The organism is Paenibacillus sp. J31P190 (genome assembly GCF_059692075.1).
This window is the reverse complement of record NZ_JCAUAS010000022.1, coordinates 40,215-59,985: the sequence shown is the minus strand read 5'-3', so window position 1 is coordinate 59,985 and position 19,771 is coordinate 40,215. Positions and strand designations below refer to the sequence as shown.

General features: G+C 46.0%; 15 protein-coding genes and 1 riboswitch. Of the genes, 12 read left to right on the top strand and 3 right to left on the bottom strand.

Going from position 1 to position 19,771, the window contains the following annotated elements; translation table 11 throughout:
• Nucleotides 1–30: 30 nt before the first annotated feature.
• Nucleotides 31–519, top strand: a complete 489-nt coding sequence (locus AC58U0_RS28835; protein ID WP_497382283.1) for a DUF2231 domain-containing protein — start codon at nt 31–33, stop codon at nt 517–519.
• Nucleotides 520–590: 71 nt separating this feature from the next.
• Here AC58U0_RS28835 and AC58U0_RS28830 read toward each other — a convergent pair whose 3' ends face one another.
• Nucleotides 591–767, bottom strand: coding sequence for a hypothetical protein (locus AC58U0_RS28830; protein ID WP_156389933.1), 177 nt, complete (start codon nt 765–767; stop codon nt 591–593).
• 600 nt (nt 768–1,367) lie between these two features.
• On the opposite strand from AC58U0_RS28830, the gene AC58U0_RS28825 reads away from it, so the two are divergent.
• The 3 genes from AC58U0_RS28825 to AC58U0_RS28815 all read left to right on the top strand — a co-directional run bounded on the left by AC58U0_RS28825 (nt 1,368) and on the right by AC58U0_RS28815 (nt 6,128).
• A complete protein-coding gene (locus tag AC58U0_RS28825; RefSeq protein ID WP_497382282.1) occupies nt 1,368–3,113 on the top strand; it encodes an ABC transporter ATP-binding protein in 1,746 nt (581 codons plus the stop codon).
• Nucleotides 3,114–3,147: 34 nt separating this feature from the next.
• Nucleotides 3,148–5,202 (top strand): ABC transporter ATP-binding protein, encoded by a 2,055-nt coding sequence (locus AC58U0_RS28820; protein ID WP_497382346.1) that lies wholly within the window; start codon nt 3,148–3,150, stop codon nt 5,200–5,202.
• Nucleotides 5,203–5,813: 611 nt separating this feature from the next.
• On the top strand, nt 5,814–6,128 hold the full coding sequence (locus AC58U0_RS28815) for a hypothetical protein (RefSeq protein ID WP_497382281.1): 315 nt from the start codon (nt 5,814–5,816) through the stop codon (nt 6,126–6,128).
• A gap of 478 nt (nt 6,129–6,606) precedes the next feature.
• On the opposite strand, the gene AC58U0_RS28810 is transcribed toward AC58U0_RS28815, so the two are convergent.
• Nucleotides 6,607–7,230, bottom strand: coding sequence for an NAD(P)-dependent oxidoreductase (locus AC58U0_RS28810; RefSeq protein WP_497382280.1), 624 nt, complete (start codon nt 7,228–7,230; stop codon nt 6,607–6,609).
• 322 nt (nt 7,231–7,552) lie between these two features.
• On the opposite strand from AC58U0_RS28810, the gene AC58U0_RS28805 reads away from it, so the two are divergent.
• From AC58U0_RS28805 to AC58U0_RS28795, 3 genes are all read left to right on the top strand, one after another.
• Nucleotides 7,553–8,659, top strand: a complete 1,107-nt coding sequence (locus AC58U0_RS28805; protein WP_497382279.1) for a chymotrypsin family serine protease — start codon at nt 7,553–7,555, stop codon at nt 8,657–8,659.
• A 168-nt stretch (nt 8,660–8,827) separates the two neighbouring features.
• Nucleotides 8,828–9,538 (top strand): 23S rRNA pseudouridine(2604) synthase RluF, encoded by a 711-nt coding sequence (gene rluF, locus AC58U0_RS28800; protein WP_497382278.1) that lies wholly within the window; start codon nt 8,828–8,830, stop codon nt 9,536–9,538.
• A 287-nt stretch (nt 9,539–9,825) separates the two neighbouring features.
• Complete coding sequence (locus AC58U0_RS28795) at nt 9,826–12,189, top strand: S-layer homology domain-containing protein (protein WP_497382277.1); 2,364 nt, start codon at nt 9,826–9,828, stop codon at nt 12,187–12,189.
• A 149-nt stretch (nt 12,190–12,338) separates the two neighbouring features.
• Here the strand turns inward: AC58U0_RS28795 and AC58U0_RS28790 are convergent, their stop codons facing one another.
• Nucleotides 12,339–12,497 carry a hypothetical protein gene (locus AC58U0_RS28790; RefSeq protein ID WP_164484190.1) on the bottom strand — a complete coding sequence of 53 codons (159 nt, stop codon included), beginning with the start codon at nt 12,495–12,497 and terminating at the stop codon, nt 12,339–12,341.
• Between the two features lie 167 nt (nt 12,498–12,664).
• On the opposite strand from AC58U0_RS28790, the gene ilvA reads away from it, so the two are divergent.
• The 5 genes from ilvA (at nt 12,665) to AC58U0_RS28765 (ending at nt 19,771) form a co-directional block, all read left to right on the top strand.
• Nucleotides 12,665–13,921, top strand: a complete 1,257-nt coding sequence (ilvA, locus tag AC58U0_RS28785) for a threonine ammonia-lyase IlvA (protein WP_497382276.1) — start codon at nt 12,665–12,667, stop codon at nt 13,919–13,921.
• A 62-nt stretch (nt 13,922–13,983) separates the two neighbouring features.
• Nucleotides 13,984–14,072: riboswitch (cyclic di-GMP riboswitch) on the top strand.
• An 84-nt stretch (nt 14,073–14,156) separates the two neighbouring features.
• The gene (locus AC58U0_RS28780; protein ID WP_497382275.1) at nt 14,157–15,695 is read left to right on the top strand and encodes a putative bifunctional diguanylate cyclase/phosphodiesterase; all 1,539 of its coding nucleotides are present in this window, start codon (nt 14,157–14,159) and stop codon (nt 15,693–15,695) included.
• A gap of 258 nt (nt 15,696–15,953) precedes the next feature.
• On the top strand, nt 15,954–17,027 hold the full coding sequence (locus AC58U0_RS28775) for a BMP family lipoprotein (RefSeq protein ID WP_497382274.1): 1,074 nt from the start codon (nt 15,954–15,956) through the stop codon (nt 17,025–17,027).
• A 130-nt stretch (nt 17,028–17,157) separates the two neighbouring features.
• Nucleotides 17,158–18,699: an ABC transporter ATP-binding protein gene (locus AC58U0_RS28770; RefSeq protein ID WP_497382273.1), complete on the top strand. Its 1,542-nt coding sequence runs from the start codon at nt 17,158–17,160 to the stop codon at nt 18,697–18,699.
• Nucleotides 18,692–19,771 carry an ABC transporter permease gene (locus AC58U0_RS28765; RefSeq protein WP_057302818.1) on the top strand — a complete coding sequence of 360 codons (1,080 nt, stop codon included), beginning with the start codon at nt 18,692–18,694 and terminating at the stop codon, nt 19,769–19,771. Before AC58U0_RS28770 ends, AC58U0_RS28765 begins: the two co-directional genes overlap by 8 nt.

Genomic DNA, 19,771 nt, shown 5'->3' with positions numbered 1-19,771 from the left:
CATAGCTTTTAATATGGGGGAGAGAGATTAATGGATTATATCTTGAAAAATTTACACTACATCGTAACACATGTACCCATCGCACTTCTTGTTTTTAGCTTTATTTTTGACTTAATCGCAATTATCGTGAAAAAACGTGAATGGCACTCCGCTGGTATGCTTTGCCTAGTTGTGGGTGCGCTTGGGGCTATCGCAAGTGTCCTGACAGGCCCGTCCCCATGGCGTAATCCTCTAGTGGTTCCGCATGAGTTTTATGCGAAATTAACGATGTTTTTGTCTATCGTGTTAGCGATTGTACGTGTTGGCTTACTGATCTGGAAAAAGAAAGAATTGGGTCGTAATCCAATCTACTTGGTTGGTTCACTCGCGGCAGTTATCCTTGTTGGCTATACAGGGCACATTGGCGGACAAATGGTACATAAACCAGTTCCGGCCAAGACGGCTGTTCCAGCTGCATCACCAGGAGCATCTCCAGCAGCTTCTACTGCACCGACGACTACAGTAGCACCGGCGAAATAATGAAAAGGGTTATCCAAAGGCTTGCAGCCTTGTGATAGCCCTTTTTTTGTTATGAATGGTCAGAGTCAGAGCTACTTATCCCGAACCAACTCCAGCTCCTCCAGCGTATAACGGTGCTCCCACAAAAATATCATGTCGTACTGTATCGAATCCCTTTCGACAAAGCGCGCGATGCCAGCGATGACTCCACCAATAATAACTCCAAAAACGACAATCCAACCCATTAGAGCAAACACTTGATCGACCATGCACATCCACTCCCCTTAAAGCTTTCCGTAGGAAAGCTATCTTCGTAAGCGTTGGCCCTATGCGCTATGAACCTATATACTATGGATATGCCGCCATATTTTGAAACATGTGTGACAATTCTAAGGGGTTAAAAGGCGAGTAAATGCATCTGAAATGTCGAGGTAAGATAGTTCGTTTATAGTCTTTCTATCCGGTTGACACAGACTCGTCAAGGATGTTAAGATCACCTCTGTAAGCACGAATATACAACTTTTGGAAAAGAAAACACTTACGATGCAAGCCTACTTACAACAACACTAAAGGAGGGTTTCAAAAATGATTGATATGGTTATGGATCCTATTGCCCATCGCAGATTTACAGATAACAACCATACAATTTCATATTTTGTAACCCGATTGTTAGCCGGAAGCGCATGATTTGTGCTTGTTCGGCTGCTGCCGCCCCTTCACATACGCTAATTAAAAGCGCGGGTTACGAAGATGTTCGTAACGAGCGCTTTTCTGTTTCATAGAAGGCATATCGCTGCGTGCGGTGTGCCTTTTTTGTGTGGATTTAGGTCATTTTGGACAGCACCATTTGAGAGGAGTGACATCACTACATGTTTACGGTATTAAAAAAGTTAGCTTGGTTTTTCCGAATGAATTGGATTCGTTATACGATCGCCATTGGACTGCTTATTATTGTTGGAATCATTGATGTAATCCCACCGAAACTGATTGGCTACGCGATTGATGGCATACACATGGGAACTTTGACGGGCAGTAAATTGATCCAATTGCTCGCTTTTTGGGGAGCGTTAATTGTAGCAGGTTATGGGTTATCCTACGTCTGGCTGTATCAGCTATTTGGCGGAGCATTCGTACTGGAGCGTATTCTTCGATCCCGGTTGATGAGGCAGCTGCTGCGGATGACGCCTACCTTCTATGAGCGCAACCGCACGGGTGATCTGATGGCGAGAGCAACGAATGACCTGCAGGCGGTGTCGACGACAGCGGGCTTTGGGATTTTGACCTTCGTAGACTCGACGTTATTTATGCTTACCATCCTAAGTATGATGGGCTTCTTCATTAGCTGGAAGCTGACTCTCGCTTCGATTCTCCCGCTGCCGATTATGGCAGTTGCGATTACGATCTATGGGGGGCGTATCCACGAGAGATTCTTGCTCGCTCAGAATGCCTTTGGAGAAATGAATGATCGGGTATTGGAGACGATTGCCGGGGTTCGCGTTATTCGCGCTTTTGTACAAGAGAAAGCCAGTGAACAAAGCTTCAAAACAATGACAGACGATGTATATCGCAAAAATATTGCAGTTGCGGTGATCGACGCCCTTTTTGAACCAACGGTCAAAATCCTAGTAGGCATTTCCTACTTAATCGGATTATGTTACGGCGGATATTTGGTGTTTCACAGTGAACTGACGCTCGGAGAGCTCGTGTCCTTCAATACATTCCTAGGGATGCTGATCTGGCCGATGTTCGCAATTGGTGAGTTAATGAACATTATGCAGCGCGGGAATGCCTCCCTCGATCGGGTGAATGAAACACTTGGTTACAAGCCGGATGTAAAAGAAGACCCAAAAGCGACGACACTGCTGCTGCCGAATTCGATTAGTTTTAAAGAAGTAACCTTCCGCTATCCTTCTTCTTCTATTGATAACTTGGTGAATATTAATTTCCATCTGCAGCGTGGACAGACGCTCGGAATTGTAGGACGTACCGGAAGCGGAAAAACAACGCTGCTTAAACAGCTGCTGAGAGAGTACCCATTAGGTCAAGGTGCGATTGCTATATCCGAAACGCCAATTGAGAAGTTAACCATTGACACTCTTCATGGCTGGATGGGTTACGTGCCGCAAGAGCCGATTCTTTTCTCCAAAACAGTGAAAGAGAACATCATGTTTGGACGCAGCCAAGGAACGGAGGAAGAGCTATTGCAGGCACTTGAGCTAGCTGCTTTCCGCAAGGACGTAGAGTTCTTACCGGAAGGTCTTCAAACGTTGGTAGGTGAAAAAGGCGTTGCCTTATCCGGCGGCCAGAAACAGCGCGTTTCGATCGCGCGGGCGCTTTATGTAGACCCCGAAATTCTCATGCTAGATGATGCGCTATCTGCGGTAGACGCCAAAACAGAGGCTGAAATCATTCGCGGCATCCGGTCGGAACGAGCTGGCAAAACGACACTCATCACAACGCACCGACTCTCCGCTGTTCAACACGCGGATTGGATTCTTGTGCTGGATGAGGGGTATATCGTGGAAGAAGGTACGCATGAGCAGCTTGTCGCGCTCGGCGGCTGGTATAAAGAGCAGTATGACCGTCAGCAGTTAGAAGAGCAGACAAAGGCTTAGTAAATAGATATCCAATGAAAAGAAGGTGAGAACCCTGAAACAGACAGGTAAGCGGTTATTTCAATACGCGGCGTTATTCAAAAAGCCCCTGCTCATTGCGCTGCTATTTTTATCGATCGCGGTGGCAACGGAGCTGGCAGGACCTTTTATCGCGAGACAGATGATTGATACACACATTCTCGGTATCGAGAAGCCGTGGTACGAGACAACGTCTGTGACACAGACTGGCAAGGCAGTCCCGGCGAATGGGATTTTTTATAAGCGAAGTGACAACTTTGCAGAAGGCGAGCCGAAAGGGAAGGAAGTTCGCATTTTGCAGGTGGGCAGCCAGTTCGTATGGGTTGATCAGCCGATCGCCTTTGATGGCGTACGCAAACTAGCCGACGATGGTAAGCTTTCAATTACACAGGGGACTGAAAAAGCGGAGTATACGGTTAAGACGCTGAGTATTCAAGAGCTTTACACGTTCTATAAACCGGAATTTAACAGTCTAATGAAACTTGCAGGCTTGTATCTACTGTTAATCATTATTGGTGCGGGCTTTACCTATGGACAAAAATATTTACTTCAATCGGCGGCGAATCGGATTATTCAGCGCATGAGAAGTGATGTTTTTGCACAAATTCAGCGACTGCCGATCAACTATTTTGATAATCAGCCTGCGGGTAAAATTGTATCGAGGATTACAAATGATACGGAGTCGGTCAGGGACCTGTATGTTCAAGTGCTTGCGAACTTTTTTACAGGTACGATCTATATTGTGGGCATCATCGCGGCATTATTCGTTCTAGATTACAGATTAGCTTTATTCACACTCCCTGTTATTCCGCTGCTTTATGTATGGATCCTTGTTTACCGTAAATATGCCTCCTTCTATAATCATGAAATTCGGGAACGGATTGGCTCGATCAATGGGATGATCAATGAGGCAATTCAAGGCATGACGATCATTCAAGCTTTTCGCCGGCAAAAGGAAACGATCCAAGAATTCGAACAATTGAACGATGAATATACGAGATATCAGAATAAACTGCTTAGCTTGAACTCGCTGACCTCTCATAACCTGATGAATGTGGTTCGGAATTTGTTCTTCTTCGGTTTGATCTGGTATGTTGGGGGCAGTTCAATCAATACATTGATTACCGTCGGTGTACTTTACGCTTTCGTCGATTATCTGAATCGGATGTTTCATCCGATGGTCGGGATTGTCAACCAGCTGCCGAATTTGGAGCGTGCGCTAGTATCCGCTGACCGTGTATTCGAGCTGCTTGATGAGCAGGGCATCGACGTAGCTGCGGAGAAATCAGATCGCTATCTGGGCAATGTGAAGTTCGAGCATGTTCGCTTCGCCTACAAAGAAGGGGAGGATGTGCTTAAGGACATTACTTTCGAGGCCAAACAAGGGCAGACCGTGGCGCTTGTCGGACATACCGGATCGGGCAAAAGCTCGATCTTGAACCTGCTCTTCCGCTTCTACGATGTGAACGAAGGCCGGATCACGGTGGACGGCCGCGATGTGCGGGAGATGCCCAAACAGCTGCTGCGTCAGCATATGGGCATCGTGCTGCAAGATCCGTTCCTGTTCACAGGGACGATCGCGTCCAATGTTAGCCTGGACGATCCGTCCATCACCCGGGAACGGGTGGAGGCTGCGCTGCGCGAGGTTGGCGCAGACGAGATGTTCAAGAGCCTGCCGCACGGCATCGATGAGCCGGTGATCGAGAAGGGCAGCACGCTGTCTGCCGGGCAGCGGCAGCTGATTTCTTTTGCCCGGGCGCTGGCGTTCGACCCGGCGATTTTGATCCTCGATGAGGCGACGGCCTCCATCGACACGGAGACCGAGGCCATCATTCAGGCCGCGCTCGAAGTGCTTTCGAAGGGACGGACCACCTTCATCATTGCCCACCGCCTGTCGACGATTAAAAGCGCCGACCAGATTCTTGTGCTCGACCATGGCGAGATCGTCGAGCGCGGCAATCACGAGGAGCTGATGGGGCTCCTCGGTCGGTACTATCAGATGTACCAGCTGCAGCAGGGACATCCGGAAACGGCCTCGGCCGCTGAAAGCGAAGTGCGCAGCGTGTTGTAGGGTAGGGAGCCAGCCGTCGGACCTATTGTCCGGAGGCTGGCTTTTGCTTTTCTGAGAAACGGTATATGAAATGTTGCAGTTTTCGTATCATTGATCGTACAGATTGGTTGCGTATTTCTAGAATTTGATCAGCAATAGTTTCACTACCCTTTAGGAAATTGAGGTAAAGAAAAAGCCTGCCGAATGGTAGACTTTGTAATAATCATGCTTGCGTTCGGTAGCTTTATATACTTGCGCTATTGACATACATCGATAAACGAAAGTAACCCACTCGTATAGGTTGACGACCTAGTGGGTTACTAACTCTACAATTCGGAGGGTATTCACACCCAAGCCTGTGCAGGAGACGGTGTTGGTCGCACCGTCTCTTTGTTATTATAAGCATACTACGTATGCTTTAGACACTCAATATAAAAGGGAAACAGCCTATTAGCTATATGGAGATGATGAGCTCATTACAAAGTGCAAACTGCATTGGTTTTCTCGGTAATTGCAGCATCTGAACTAGAATGAACTCCACTAAGGACAAGGCTATTTAACCGCACTAAAGACTATCTGTCGGCGCTATGCTACAATAACTAATATTTCCCTATTTGAAATGGAGGAGCATCATGCGTCCAGAAACGATTCGATTGTTAAACTTGCTTCAGCTGCTGTCCGAAATTGCTATTGCTGTCGGATACTTGCTTGGTCTTATTCCGTTTGTATATTTGTGGTCTTGCTCGTGGGTGATCCCGCTCGTGTTTGTCAACCTGGTTTTTGCCTTACTTACAAGCAATGGGACCACGACAAAGACGGTCATCAATATTGCTATGGCTTTCTTGAGTTTTATTCCTGTAGCGGGGTACCTTTTCCGTGTGATTGGGATCGTCGTTTCATGGATCAACATCCAGGCATTGGCGAAGGGAAGAAACAGAGGGTACTAGTTGTTCGTACAGAAAAAGACGGATGGAAGGCCGGTTTAACTGGCTTCCATTCGTCTTTTTTGGGGTTAGGTGGCAAGGTGATGAGGATTACCTTATTTAGGAGAGTTAGCTACGGATATAGCTAGGCTAAGTGAGATTGTGGATATGCATAATCATTCGGTCAGTAATTATGTTTTCCTAGCGTTTTTGTTTGCTTGTTTTTTGAAGAAACGGAGAATTGGAAAGGCAAGTTGTACTGCGTACAACAATTTATTTGATTTCTTCTTGGAATGCTAAGGATGTTGTATATTCTACAACAATTTCGCCGGTTTATAGGCAAATGAGCTATTTTAGGCTGAAATTGTTGTATTTCTTGCAACAATCACGTGGATAACAGCGGATTAGCTTGCCTAAAGTTGTACAAAGTACAACTTTACACGGACGTGTAATCATAAGCTTAGGTCGCTGGGGCGTAGGTTGTTTTGCATCTTTGCGAACGCTAATAAGCAATCCCCACACGACAGCCCACATACTCTCCATTGAGAGCGACTCGGTAGGTGAAGGCCGCGGTGTCGCCCACGGAGATGGACATCCCGCCATCGGGCAAATAGTCCCGCTCGGCACGGTACTGTCCCTGTGGCTCGCCGTCGGGTAAGTAAGTTGGACAGACGACTGTCCAACTTAAGCCCGAAGCGGCCAGTTGCTCCCACACTCTGCGGTGCTCTTCGGCAGCCCGAGTTGATGAGCGCCGGGAATCCGGCGCCTCATAGCGCAGCAAGCCGGGATGCTCTCTGCTTTGCAGGATGCCGGCTGTACCGACAGTGACTAATCGGCTCACGCCGTGCGTCTTCATAGCCTCTATAAGTAGAGGCGTGAACTCGGTCAGCACCGTTCCGCCATCGGTGCCGAGGCAGCTTATGACCAGTTCCGCTCCGCGGAGGGCTGCCTGTAGATCTTCTCCGTTCCGAGCGTCCCCTTGAAGAATGGTTAAGCCTTCGGAGTGAATCCCTGTGAGCTTCTCTAGGCTTCGAACAAGTGCAGTGACTTCGTGTCCGTCCGCTAGTGCTTTTTCCATAATTCTTCTTCCTACTCTACCTGTGGATCCTAGTATGAGAATATGCACGATGGTGCCCCCTTATTTCATTATTGGTTATCATTATTATACGCTTATCACACTCGGGGTGGAATTCCTCGAGATATGCTCGCATTCTCTTCTCTTCTCTTCTCTTCTCTTCTCTTCTCTTCTCTTGTCTTGTCTTGTCTTGCCTTGCCTTGCCTTGCCTTGCCTTGTATTCTCTTGTCATAACGGTTTCACCGGTCCTGAACCCTTTCTTCAGAAGGGGCAGGAATCTATCAACTTTTTAATAGATACTAGGTTAATATAAGAGTCGAATTCAGATGAGTCGACATAAATTGATAGCATCCCCTAATAAAGGAGAATGCGAATGGCGACTTTCTATGAGGCTTTGAGGCAAAATGATAGACTTTTCCCCTTGTTGCGCCGGCCTGGGATTAATGGTACTGGTGTCGGGTATGCGGACCCTGATAAACCCGCTCGTGGTGCGGCTATTATCGTGTACACAAGTAAAAATGCTGCCATTACAGAAATTAGTAAAAGTATCGGAAAGATGATTGGAGCAAGCATTCCTGTTCGCTTTATTACAGCCGGACCCTTCAAGCCACATGCGACAGCAGCTCTGAAAAAGATGAAACGGCACATGAAAGCGCCGATAAAAAGAATACGCCCGACACTTTTTCGCAGCAGGATTCGCCCGATTCCAGGAGGAACCAGCATCGGTAGAGAGAATGCCGGTACAGGGACATGCGGTCTCATCGTAATTAGAAATGGACAATTGTTTATTTTGAGCAACAACCACGTTCTTATCAGAGCGAACAGATTCGGCGCTAACATTATTCAACCGGGGGCTATAGATGGAGGTCGGGCCGTAACAGATCGGGTCGGCACGCCAGTGCAGTTTGTTCCCTTTAATTTAACGGGTCCTAACTTCATGGATGCCGCAATAGCGCAGCCTTTTTCCAACAGTTTACTGAATCCGAGATACTTGGTCAGCTCAACGGGCCAATTGATTGTTCCACAAGGTCATTTACTAAGTTACAGTGTCGGTGACCGTTTTTTTAAATCAGGGCGTACAACCGGTCTTGTTTTTGGTACTGTCGAAAGTATTGGTATGCAATTTAATGTGGGGCCTTACCGTGAGCTTGGCAATGCCACTTTACAGTTCCGCAATCAGACTTTGATTACAGCACCTAATAACATATCTTTGCCGGGCGATTCAGGCTCTGTCTGGATGAGTGGGCGGTTTGCGGCTGCTTTGAACTTTGCGGGCAGCGGTACTCGTTCTATTAGTACGCCGATTGCAAGCGTTTTGAATACGTTTGGTTTGCGGGTAGCCATTCCTGCAGGAACTGGAGGCTTCAAGGCAGGTAGAGCTGCAGGGGCTGCTCCAAAGGGGAATTATGCCTATGTTCGACCTTTATCGGCAGAGATGCTAAAGCAACTGCGTGTCGTTCGCGCCACATCACCGAAATAGAACCATCATAGATCACCCCGCGCCATCTGGAATGATCAGTGTGAGGGGCGATCTTTTTATTACAATATGTTCCCTGCATCGATCCCTTTGAACGCTACTTGAACCGAGTGAGCGAATCCAGCATAATAGTAGGTAATTGATTACGGCATAGAAGGGAATTTCCCAAGCATGAGAATTAATAAATTTATTAGCGAAACCGGTGTTTGCTCCAGACGGGAAGCGGACAAGTGGGTAGAGGCGAAGCGCGTTACGATTAATGGTGAGGTTGCCGGGCTGGGGAGCGTCGTTGGTCCTGGGGATGAGGTTCGGATCGATGGTCGACCGATTGGCGAGAAGAAGGAGCATGTTTATATTGCACTCAATAAGCCTGTGGGGATCACAAGTACAACAGAGGCTCATATCAGAGGCAACATTGTTGATTTCGTCGGGCATTCAGAGCGCATTTTTCCGATCGGCAGACTGGATAAAGATTCCGAAGGGCTTATCCTTCTAACCAATAACGGAGATATTGTGAATCAGATTCTGCGAGCGGAGAACAACCATGATAAAGAATACATCGTGACAGTCAATCGACCGATTACACCGATATTTTTGCGAGGAATGGCTAGCGGGGTCCGAATTCTAGGCACGATGACGAAGCCTTGTGAGATTTACCAAGTTGGTGACCGCGTTTTCCGAATCATTCTCACACAAGGGCTTAACCGCCAAATTCGCCGGATGTGCGAAGCGTTCGGGTATCGGGTGGTGCGTCTGCAGAGGGTTCGGATCATGCATATTCATCTGGGCAATTTGAAGGTTGGTAAATGGCGGAATTTGACGCAAGGTGAAATGCAGGATTTAATGCATACACTTAGCAAAGAGAACACCCAATCAAGATAAGCCATAACCTGTTGTATTATAATAATTGCAGTGAAATTTTACACATGTTTGTGCATTCGATAAAAGGGTGCTCAGATATGTGTTTTTTGTTGAGCAATCCTAGTTTTTTAGCCATAAACCGTTTCGATCTAGTGACATTTCGTGTAAATAAAAATATAAAGCAATAATCGATTTTTTAAAGCAACTTTTTTCCAGTTTTACACGTCAAGGATTATTATGGAATCTCTATGCTTCTAAAGATTTAAAGCTGTTTTGTGGAACGTAAAAAGCTGAGGAGGAAGATGACTTTGAAATTAATCAAACAAGCAGGAACATTGGTACTCGCTTCGACACTGCTGCTCACTGCTGCGCCTGGGGTTTGGGCTGAAGCTGCTGTAGGAAGCGCGTCCATAGCGCCCGCACTACCTGCATTTCCAGGAAAAGATGATAAGCAGCTGGACGCCAAAATTACCAAAGAACAAGCCATTGAACGAGCTAAGACCTACATAACGCTGCCGGAAGGCTATACATTTCAATCTATTAGTCTAAATGCTTATTATAGCATGAATGGCCGGAATTTCCCGACGTGGAACATTAATTACACCAAAATGGTGAAAGATCGGAATTACGGTTCCTTGAACGTATCGATTAACAGCCTGGACGGAACGTTGACCTCCTTTTCCATGTATGACAATGACCCTGAGCACAAACCAAGCTATCCGCCGAAGGTGGATTTCAAAGCTGCCAAGGAAGCCGCTTCTGCCTTCATTGGTAAAGTGAACCCAGAGAAGCAGAAGGAGCTTGTTTACAATGATTCAGAGGAAAATGCATTTCGAACGCCGCTGAATGGTAATTACCAGTATAATATTCGGTTCGATCGATCTGTTGGCGGTGTGCCCTTTACTCCGAATGGTATTAGTGTGGTCGTCAATGGGGAAGGACAGGTTACGAATTATAACTATAATTGGGATGACAATGTCACGTTTCAGCAAAATGTAACGCCGATTTCTAAGGAGAAAGCTGCCCAAATGTTCCGCGATAAGGCGAATCTTTCTTTGCTTTACCAGATTCCATACGGTGCCAAAGGCAAGAAATTGCCGATTATTTCTTACATGCTGGGCGGCTTTTCCTTGAATGCAGAAACTGGTGAGGTCTGGAGCCCAGTCAAAGGGATGGAAGATGCTGAGGGGAATAAGCCCTTAACCGACAAGCCACTGGCTGCTAAGCCGCCTGCTACCTTGGACCTGACTAAGGAAGAGGCGATTAAGAAAGTGACAACGGTTTTCAACCTGTCCTCCGACTACAAAATCCAAGAAGCATCCTATAATGAATCGACCAACCCTGAAACAGGGGAAACCATTTCAAATTGGAATTTAAGTTGGAATGAGGCGTCTGAGAAGGATTCCAAAGTTAAAATCGTCGGTAAAGGCGCATGGGCTAGCGTGAACAGCAAGACAGGAGAGATTACAAATTTCAGCAGCTACATCCCTTACGGTCCTGACGCCGATAAAGAGATAGAAGGTAAAATTGCTTTGGAAGATGCGATAACAACCGGTGTTGATTTTGTGAAAAAGCAGCTTCCTGCTTATACCGATCAGTTGTCGCTTCGAGTACAATCGGCTAAGAATTATTCCGAAGATCAGCTGAAGCATATGCGCAATTGGGATATTAGTTTTAAACGCGTGATCGATGGTGTAAATGCCGGGAATGAAGAAGTAACGGTAAGTATCGATCGTGTGACCGGCCAAATTGTTGGTTATCACTTCTCCATCAGCAATCTGCCGTATCCACAGCAAAAGCCGCAGGTGCTGGCCATTGATAAAGCCAAGGATCTTTGGCTCGCGCAGTTTGACATCAAGTTAAATTATGTGGCCCAAGGCAGCGGGTTCATCGGTGGAATTCCACTGGAGAAATACAGAGTGATGGTCGCAGCTGGGGATGTCCCGCAATCCATGGATCTGAAGACAGACGGGAAATTAGATGCAAAGCTTGTCTATTCACTCGTTCCCAAGTTCAACCGTGAACCTTTCCTTTTAGATGCGCAAACCGGTCAATGGCGGAATAGTGAAACAGGTGATGTGATGTCCTTGGACAAAGTGACAGTAAGCGACATTGACAATCACTGGGCTAAAAATGAGCTTCAGCTTATGCTTGATTATCAAGCGCTGGACGTGAAGGATGGCAAAGTGAATCCAGATCAAACCATTCAACGCGGTGAGTTAGTCAAAATGCTCGTTATTGCCATGAATGGCGGTAATGGTGGTATTTATTACGGGGCAGAACGGAAGGCATCATTTGCCGATGTGAGCAAATCTTCTCCTTATTTTGCCTATGTTGAAAATGCGGTTGATCGCGGTTTACTAGATGTAGGTGCTGATTTCAATCCAGAAGCTGCGATGAATCGGGAAGAAATGGCACAGCTGATCGTGAAGGCGCTCGGCTACAAGAGCCTGACGAAGTTCGATGGCATCTTCAATGGCAATTTCGCAGATGCCGCTAAGCTTAAGCATGTTGGGGATGCAGCTATTGTGGTGGGGCTGAACATTATGTCACTAGACGATGGACAATTCGTACCTCAGCAAGAAGTGACGAAAGCACAGGCGGCCAGCGCCTTCTACCGCTTCTTGCAAAGACGGTCTGAGCTGCAGGAGCAGCCTCGTTACTATTACTAAACAAGCTGTTGAGGGGAGTTAGTTAACTCCTCTCATAACCAATAAAAGAAGCCTCTAAATCCACTTATGAGTGGGTTTGAGGCTTCTTGTGGTTGAGATGGCTACAGATGTTATCTTGCCTTCTCTGATAAGGACCTTGCGTCCTAGCTCTAGAACATTGGGAATACATATCGAACTAGGAAATACAGGACGCCGAAGATGATGACGACGTAAGCGGCATATTTGATGAAAGTAGAAGCTACTAGACTGGAATCCGATTTTTTCTCCACATGGCGTTCTTCGATATCGATATCGCGATGAGTCGACATTTGAACCACTCCTTTGAAGTTGTATTGCTATGTAATACCCTGCTGGGCACGAAGTGAAACACAGGAAAAAGCACTGCCAATATTATTTTCGTACAGGCGGACAGAGTTGTGCTACAATAATCTTTAAAACTTTAATTGCACAATGCGGAGAAAGGAAGTAAGAGAAAATGGTTGTTTCCAGTAAAGTAGGTTTGGAAGATATTATTAGGGCCAATCATGTGCTCAGCAGGGTGATCGAACCTTCGCCGTTGCAACGCAATGAGCTGCTCTCTAACTTGTATGAATGCAACGTTTATCTTAAACGTGAAGATATGCAAATTGTCCGTTCTTTCAAAATTCGTGGAGCGTATAATGTGATTCAAAGCTTAACACCGGAGGAACGAGAAGCGGGTGTCGTGTGTGCGAGCGCTGGCAATCATGCGCAAGGTGTGGCTTATTCCTGTAAGCAGCTCGGTATTGAAGGCAAAATCTTCATGCCGACGACAACGCCTAGACAAAAGATTTCCCAAGTTAAGTTATTTGGCGGATCTTTTGTTGAAGTTATTCTCACGGGTGATTCATTCGATGACTCCTCTAACCATGCCAAAGCGTATTGTGCTCAAGAGAATAAAGTGTTCATACACCCTTTTGATGATGTCCGTACAATTGCTGGGCAAGGCACAGTTGGCCTCGAGATTATGAATCAAATGCCCGAATCTCCTGACTTTATCTTCGCGACGATTGGCGGAGGCGGCTTGGCAGCGGGAGTTGCGACTTATGTGGATAGTGTTTCTCCTCGAACGCGCATCATCGGTGTTGAGCCGGAGGGCGCGGCAAGCATGACGGAAGCGCTCAAGCAGGGGAAGGTCGTGACTTTATCCACGATCGAGAAGTTTGTAGACGGTGCAGCTGTGAAAAGGGTGGGCGAGCTTACCTTTGAGATTTGTAAAGATAAGCTGGAGGATATCGTAATTGTTCCTTCCGGCAAGGAATGTACAACCATTCTGGAGCTTTACAACAATAACGCGATTGTTATTGAGCCGGCTGGCGCACTCCCGGTTGCAGCACTCGATGCCTATCGGGAACAGATTCGCGGTAAGAATGTGGTTTGTATCATCAGCGGCGGCAACAATGACATTGACCGTATGCAGCAGATTAAAGAAAGATCGCTCGTGTATGAAGGCTTGAAGCACTACTTTATCCTTAATTTCCCGCAGCGTGCTGGGGCCTTGCGCGAATTTCTGGAAGAAGTCTTAGGACCCACAGACGATATTACAAGATTTGAGTATACGAAAAAAAATAATAGGGACGATGCTCCAGCACTGGTCGGCATTGAGCTCAAAAATAAAGATGATTATGAAGGTCTTATTGAGCGCCTATCTCAGAAGGATTATGGCTATATAGAAATAAATAAGGACCCCAAGCTATTTAACTTGCTTATTTGAGGAAAAATAGCCAAATGTGGAATGAATATGATATAGTTAATTAGTCCCATTTATTCCCTTAATATCGTAAAAGGCAAACTTATCGAAAGGTAAGGACGCAAAGCTGCAGATCTAAGGTTGCCCTCGCAACAATGATGGCTGGGCTGCCGACAGGTTGCAGTTTACCTAGACAGGTACACCTACGGCTATTCCGATTCGGAATAGCCTTTTTTTTATCAAATAAGGAGGTTCAAGAATGAGAGGCATACTTTCTAAGTGGATACAGCATATGAAAGCGCAAACGTTGGTCTATTTGGGCGTACTGGGCTTCTTTTTGTTGACCATTAATCTACTTGCTGCTTCTTCTTTCTCCTTTTCGCCTTACGTTTACATTAGTGTGCTTGTTCAAACACTAATCTGTCTATTTTTTGCGAAGAGTGTAGGGCAACTGCTTCTTACTAGTAGAGAGCAGGAAGAAAAGAGTAAACAATTAGCCTTTCTGGCCTATCATGATACTTTAACGGGATTACCCAATCGCCGATTGTTTAATGACCGGTTGGAGCGGGCGCTCCTGCATGCGCAGCGTAATGAACAACTGGCGGCTGTTATGTTCTTGGACATGGACAGATTCAAGGATGTCAACGATTCATTAGGTCATGCCTACGGTGACCGTTTAATTCGCCTTGCAGCAGAACGGTTGCTGGGCTGCCTGCGTGGATCGGATACGGTGTACCGCCAAGGTGGCGACGAGTTTACTATATTACTAGAATCTTTTGCAAAGCCTGAAGATGCAAGAGTTGTAGCTTCCCGAATTCAAATGGCTCTGGAAGAGCCTTTTATCCTAGATGGAATGCCAGTAACCATAACTGCTAGTATAGGGATAGCGTTGTATCCGTTAGACGGTAAGCTGCCTGATCAGCTCATGGCGTATGCAGATGAAGCGATGTACGCGGCCAAGAATCGGGGGCATAACCAGTTCCAATTCTATGCCTCTGACATCGATGCCATGGTGAAGAGCAAAGCTCACATGGAGAAAGAGCTCCGATTGGCCATAGACAACAATCAGTTTGAAATCCTATATCAGCCTCAATATGAAATAACAAACCGGAAATTAATCGGAATGGAAGCGATCATTCATTGGAGTAAGGGAGACAACCTCCTCGCAACTAGTATGGATTGGAAGAAAGCGGCCGAGGAAATGGGTTTCATGATACCTATCGGAAAATGGGCTGTACGAACGGCGTGCAGACAGATGAGAATCTGGCAGGACGAGGGCTACACACCGCTGAGAATGACTCTAGCAGTAACGGCTTCGCAGTTTAAAGATGAGCATTTTATTGAAGAAATTGCCGTTGTTTTGAAAGAAACAGGTATCGATCCGATGTTGGTGGAGCTAGACCTTACGGAAAGTATCACATCTTCCAATGTACAAGAGGCTAGCGAGAAATTGATTATCCTGAAGAAATTCGGAGTGCGTATCGTGATGGATGACTTGTGTACAGGTCTATTTACACGAAGTGGGCTCGAAGGTATGCCGCTCGATAGCGTAAAATTGGATAGCACATTGATTCGGGATTTAGTAGACGACGATGAGAATCAGCTGTTGGCTGCTGCCATAATTCGCATGGCTCACCGTCTAGGTCTAAATTTAATTGCAAAGGGTGTCGAAACAGAAGAACAGCTGGAGCACTTGAGACTTTTGCAGTGTACGGAAGTGCAAGGAATGCTGTTCAGCAGCCCGTTAGGACCCGAACAATTCATGAGACTTATGAACGATAAAATTAACAAAGGGTAATCTAGATTTTATTAACCAGTGGTAGTATAATAAATAATTGGGGCTTGGAACCTATATTGTAGGGACTTACAAAAAGGTCATGTCAACTTGTATGACATAACGAATTATGTTATTTTGCTGGTGTATCGCTTTTATCTTGGGTTTCAAAATGATACACTCATGCTTATAGCCAGTCTTACATAATTTAACTAATTTTGGTCAACCTACAATGTGAGATTTCATGGTTTTAAATTAATTGATCCTATGGGGGTAATAATGATGAAGAAAATGCTTTCAACAGCTCTTATGGCTGTAACGGTTTCTGCATTAGCTCTTTCCGGCTGTGCCAAAAAAGAAGAAACGAAACCGGCGGCTTCAGCAACTCCAGCTACTTCTGCAGCTGCAACAGCTTCTGCGGCACCAAGCAACAACAGCGGTAAAGACTTCAAAATCGGAATGGTTACCGATATCGGTGGCGTCAACGATAAATCTTTTAACCAAAGCGCATGGGAAGGCTTGAAGGCGCTTGAGAAACAAACAGGCGTTAAAGTGAAAAACCTTGAAAGTAAAGGCGATGCAGATTACACGCCTAACTTAAACCAATTCGTTAAAGACGGCTACAACCTAACTTGGGGTATCGGCTTCTTGATGGGCGATGCACTTAAAACAGTAGCAACACAAAACCCAAATGCTAAATTAGCGATCATTGATAATGTTGTTGAAGCTCCAAACGTAGAATCCGTAACATTCTCTGAGCAAGAAGGTTCTTACCTTGTTGGGGTAGTTGCAGGTCTAACAACGAAATCAAACAAAATCGGTTTCGTTGGCGGTATCGACATCCCGGTTATCAAACGTTTTGAAGCTGGTTTCGTAGCTGGCGTTAAAGCGGTTAATCCAAATGCTAAAGTTCAAATTAACTATACAGGCGCTTTTGACAAGCCAGACCTTGGTAAAGCGGCAGCAGCTACGATCTACAACGATGGCGCTGATGTAATTTTCCATGCAGCTGGTTCCACAGGCAATGGTGTATTCAACGAAGCGAAAGACCGCGCGAAAAACGGTAAAAAGGTTTGGGTTATCGGCGTAGATAAAGACCAATCCCTTGAGTTCGGCGATGAAGTTACACTGACTTCCATGTTGAAACGTGTTGACACAGCAGTTGTTCGTGTTTCCAAAGACATCATCGACAACAAATTTCAAGGTGGTAAAGTGGTTACACTCGGTCTGAAAGACGATGGCGTAGGCCTTCCTGAAACTTCCAAGAAGAATGTATCCGCGGAAATCTTGAAAAAAGTGGATGAGTTCAAAGCAAAAATTATTAGCGGCGAAATCAAAGTTCCTGAAAAACCTTAATTTAGGTATAAAAGGCGTTGCGGTTACGAACGATAGGTTTGCTTCTGTTCAAACAAGGCTAGTTATAATAACTAGCCTTGTTCTTTAGTTTTAGAGGTAATTAAAAAAAATTGATCCTTAGGGTGATCTGATGAGTGAAGTAGTCCCTGTTGTTGAGCTTAGCAACATTACGAAGCGGTTTCCAGGAATAGTGGCGAATGATGCCATTAGTTTAAAGCTGATGAAGGGTGAAATTCATGCCTTGCTTGGCGAAAATGGCGCGGGTAAATCAACACTAATGAACATTGTGTTCGGACTTTATCAGCCAGATGAAGGTAACATTAAAGTGCAAGGCAAGGAAGTGTTTATTGATAGCCCGAATCGTGCTATCGAGCTTGGCATTGGTATGGTGCATCAGCATTTCAAGCTGGTTCAGCCATTTACCGTGACAGAAAACATTATTTTGGGCATGGAGCCCAAAAAAGGGTCGAAAATCGATTACAAAACAGCGCAAGACAAAGTACGCAAGTTATCGGAACAATATGGTTTGCGAGTGGATCCAAAAGCGAGAATTGAAGATATCTCCGTCGGCATGCAGCAGCGTGTCGAAATATTGAAAACGCTGTATCGCGGCGCCGATATTCTTATTTTTGATGAACCTACAGCTGTACTAACGCCGCAAGAGATTAGTGAATTGATGGTCATTATGCGCAATCTTGTCAAAGAGGGCAAATCCATCATTCTCATTACACATAAGCTGAAAGAAATTATGGAGATTGCCGATACCGTGACGATCATTCGTCGGGGCAAGGTAATTGATTCATTAGAAATCGCGAAGACCAATCCGCAAATTCTGGCGGAGAAGATGGTCGGGCGCGATGTCTCCTTTAAGGTGAACAAGCAGGATGTGAAGCTTGGAGAACCCGTTCTCCAGGTGAAGGAATTAGTCGCGCGTAACCAGCAGGGTTTAGCTGCTCTGAAGGGGCTTAACTTTGAAGTGAAAGCCGGAGAAATTCTGGGCATCGCTGGTGTTGACGGCAATGGACAGAGTGAATTAATCGAGGCATTAACCGGGCTGCGTTCCATTGATAGCGGTCGTGTGCTGCTGATGGGAAGCGATATTACAAACCATACGCCGAGAGAAATCTCCGAGGCTGGATTGTCGCATATTCCTGAGGACCGGCACAAGCATGGACTCGTACTCGATTTTACTATGAGCGAGAACATGGTGCTTGAAACTTATTTTCATCCTGCGTATAACAAAGCTGGTTTCTTGAATTATGAAGCTATCGATCGCCATGCGGAAGCGTTGATTAAGCAGTTCGACGTTAGAACGCCAAGTATCTACAATAAAGCGCGTTCCTTGTCAGGTGGTAATCAACAAAAGGCGATTATTGCCAGGGAAATATACAAAAATCCCAATCTTCTTATTGCCGCGCAACCGACGCGGGGATTGGATGTCGGTGCAATCGAGTTCGTGCATCGTCAATTGATCGAGCAGCGCAACAAAGGCAAAGCAGTTCTGTTGATTTCTTTTGAGCTGGATGAAATTATGAATGTGTCGGATCGCATTGCCGTCATCTATGAAGGACAGATTGTGGGAGAAGTGCTGCCGCAGGAGACGAACGATCAAGAGATTGGTTTGCTTATGGCTGGCAGTAAGCGCACAGAGAAAGGAGCTGCTCATGAATAAGGTTGCTCGCATTTTTACAAGTGAATCAGCGGTGAATCCGATCGTGGCGATTATACTTGGGCTGTTATTCGGAGCACTCGTAATGCTGGCAGGCGGATATAACCCGATTGCCGCCTACGGGGCGTTATTTTCTCGTATTTTTGGTAATTCGTATGATATAGGTGAATCTATTCGTGCGATTACCCCTCTTATTTTGACGGGATTATCCGTTGCATTCGCCTTTCGTACAGGCTTGTTTAATATCGGTGCAGAAGGGCAATTCGTCATGGGTATGACGGGGGCCACATTTATCGGTGTCAAATTGACAGGTCTTCCATGGATTATTCATGCTCCGTTAGCTGTAATCGTTGGTGCGCTTATTGGTGGACTATGGGGAGCTATTGCGGGCTATTTGAAAGCAAAGCGTGGAGTTAATGAAGTCATTACAACGATTATGTTGAACTGGATCGCGTTGTTCCTGTCGAATTATATCATTAATCAATTTCTTCTAGAGCCGAAGCAGCAGCGTTCCTACATGATCCAAGAGTCGGCATCTCTGAGTATCACATGGCTATCGACTATGCTGGAGAACGCAAGGATGCACTGGGGTACACTCATTGCGATACTCGCAGCGATTGTATTCTATATCATCCTATGGAAAACGAAGCAGGGCTACGAGCTGCGTGCAGTTGGTCATAACATCGATGCTGCGAAATATGCCGGTATGAACGTGAAGAAGAACATTATTAAAGCGATGTTTATCTCGGGTGTTTTTGCCGGGCTTGCGGGCGTGTTTGAAGTTCTTGGTGTATTCCACTATCAAGTTGTTTCAGCAGGCTTCCCAGGTTACGGGTTTGATGGGATTGCAGTATCCCTGCTAGGTGCTAACAATCCAATAGGGATTGTTCTGGGGGCCGCACTGTTCGGCGGATTGTCTTACGGTTCAGCAGGCATGAGCTTTGGTGCTGATGTGCCGCCGGAGATTATCCGTATTGTCATCGGCTCAGTGATTTTCTTCGTTGCAACCCAAGGTATCGTTAAATGGGTGCTCATCCCGTTCTATAGTAAACGCAAGAAAGAGAGGGCTACGTAA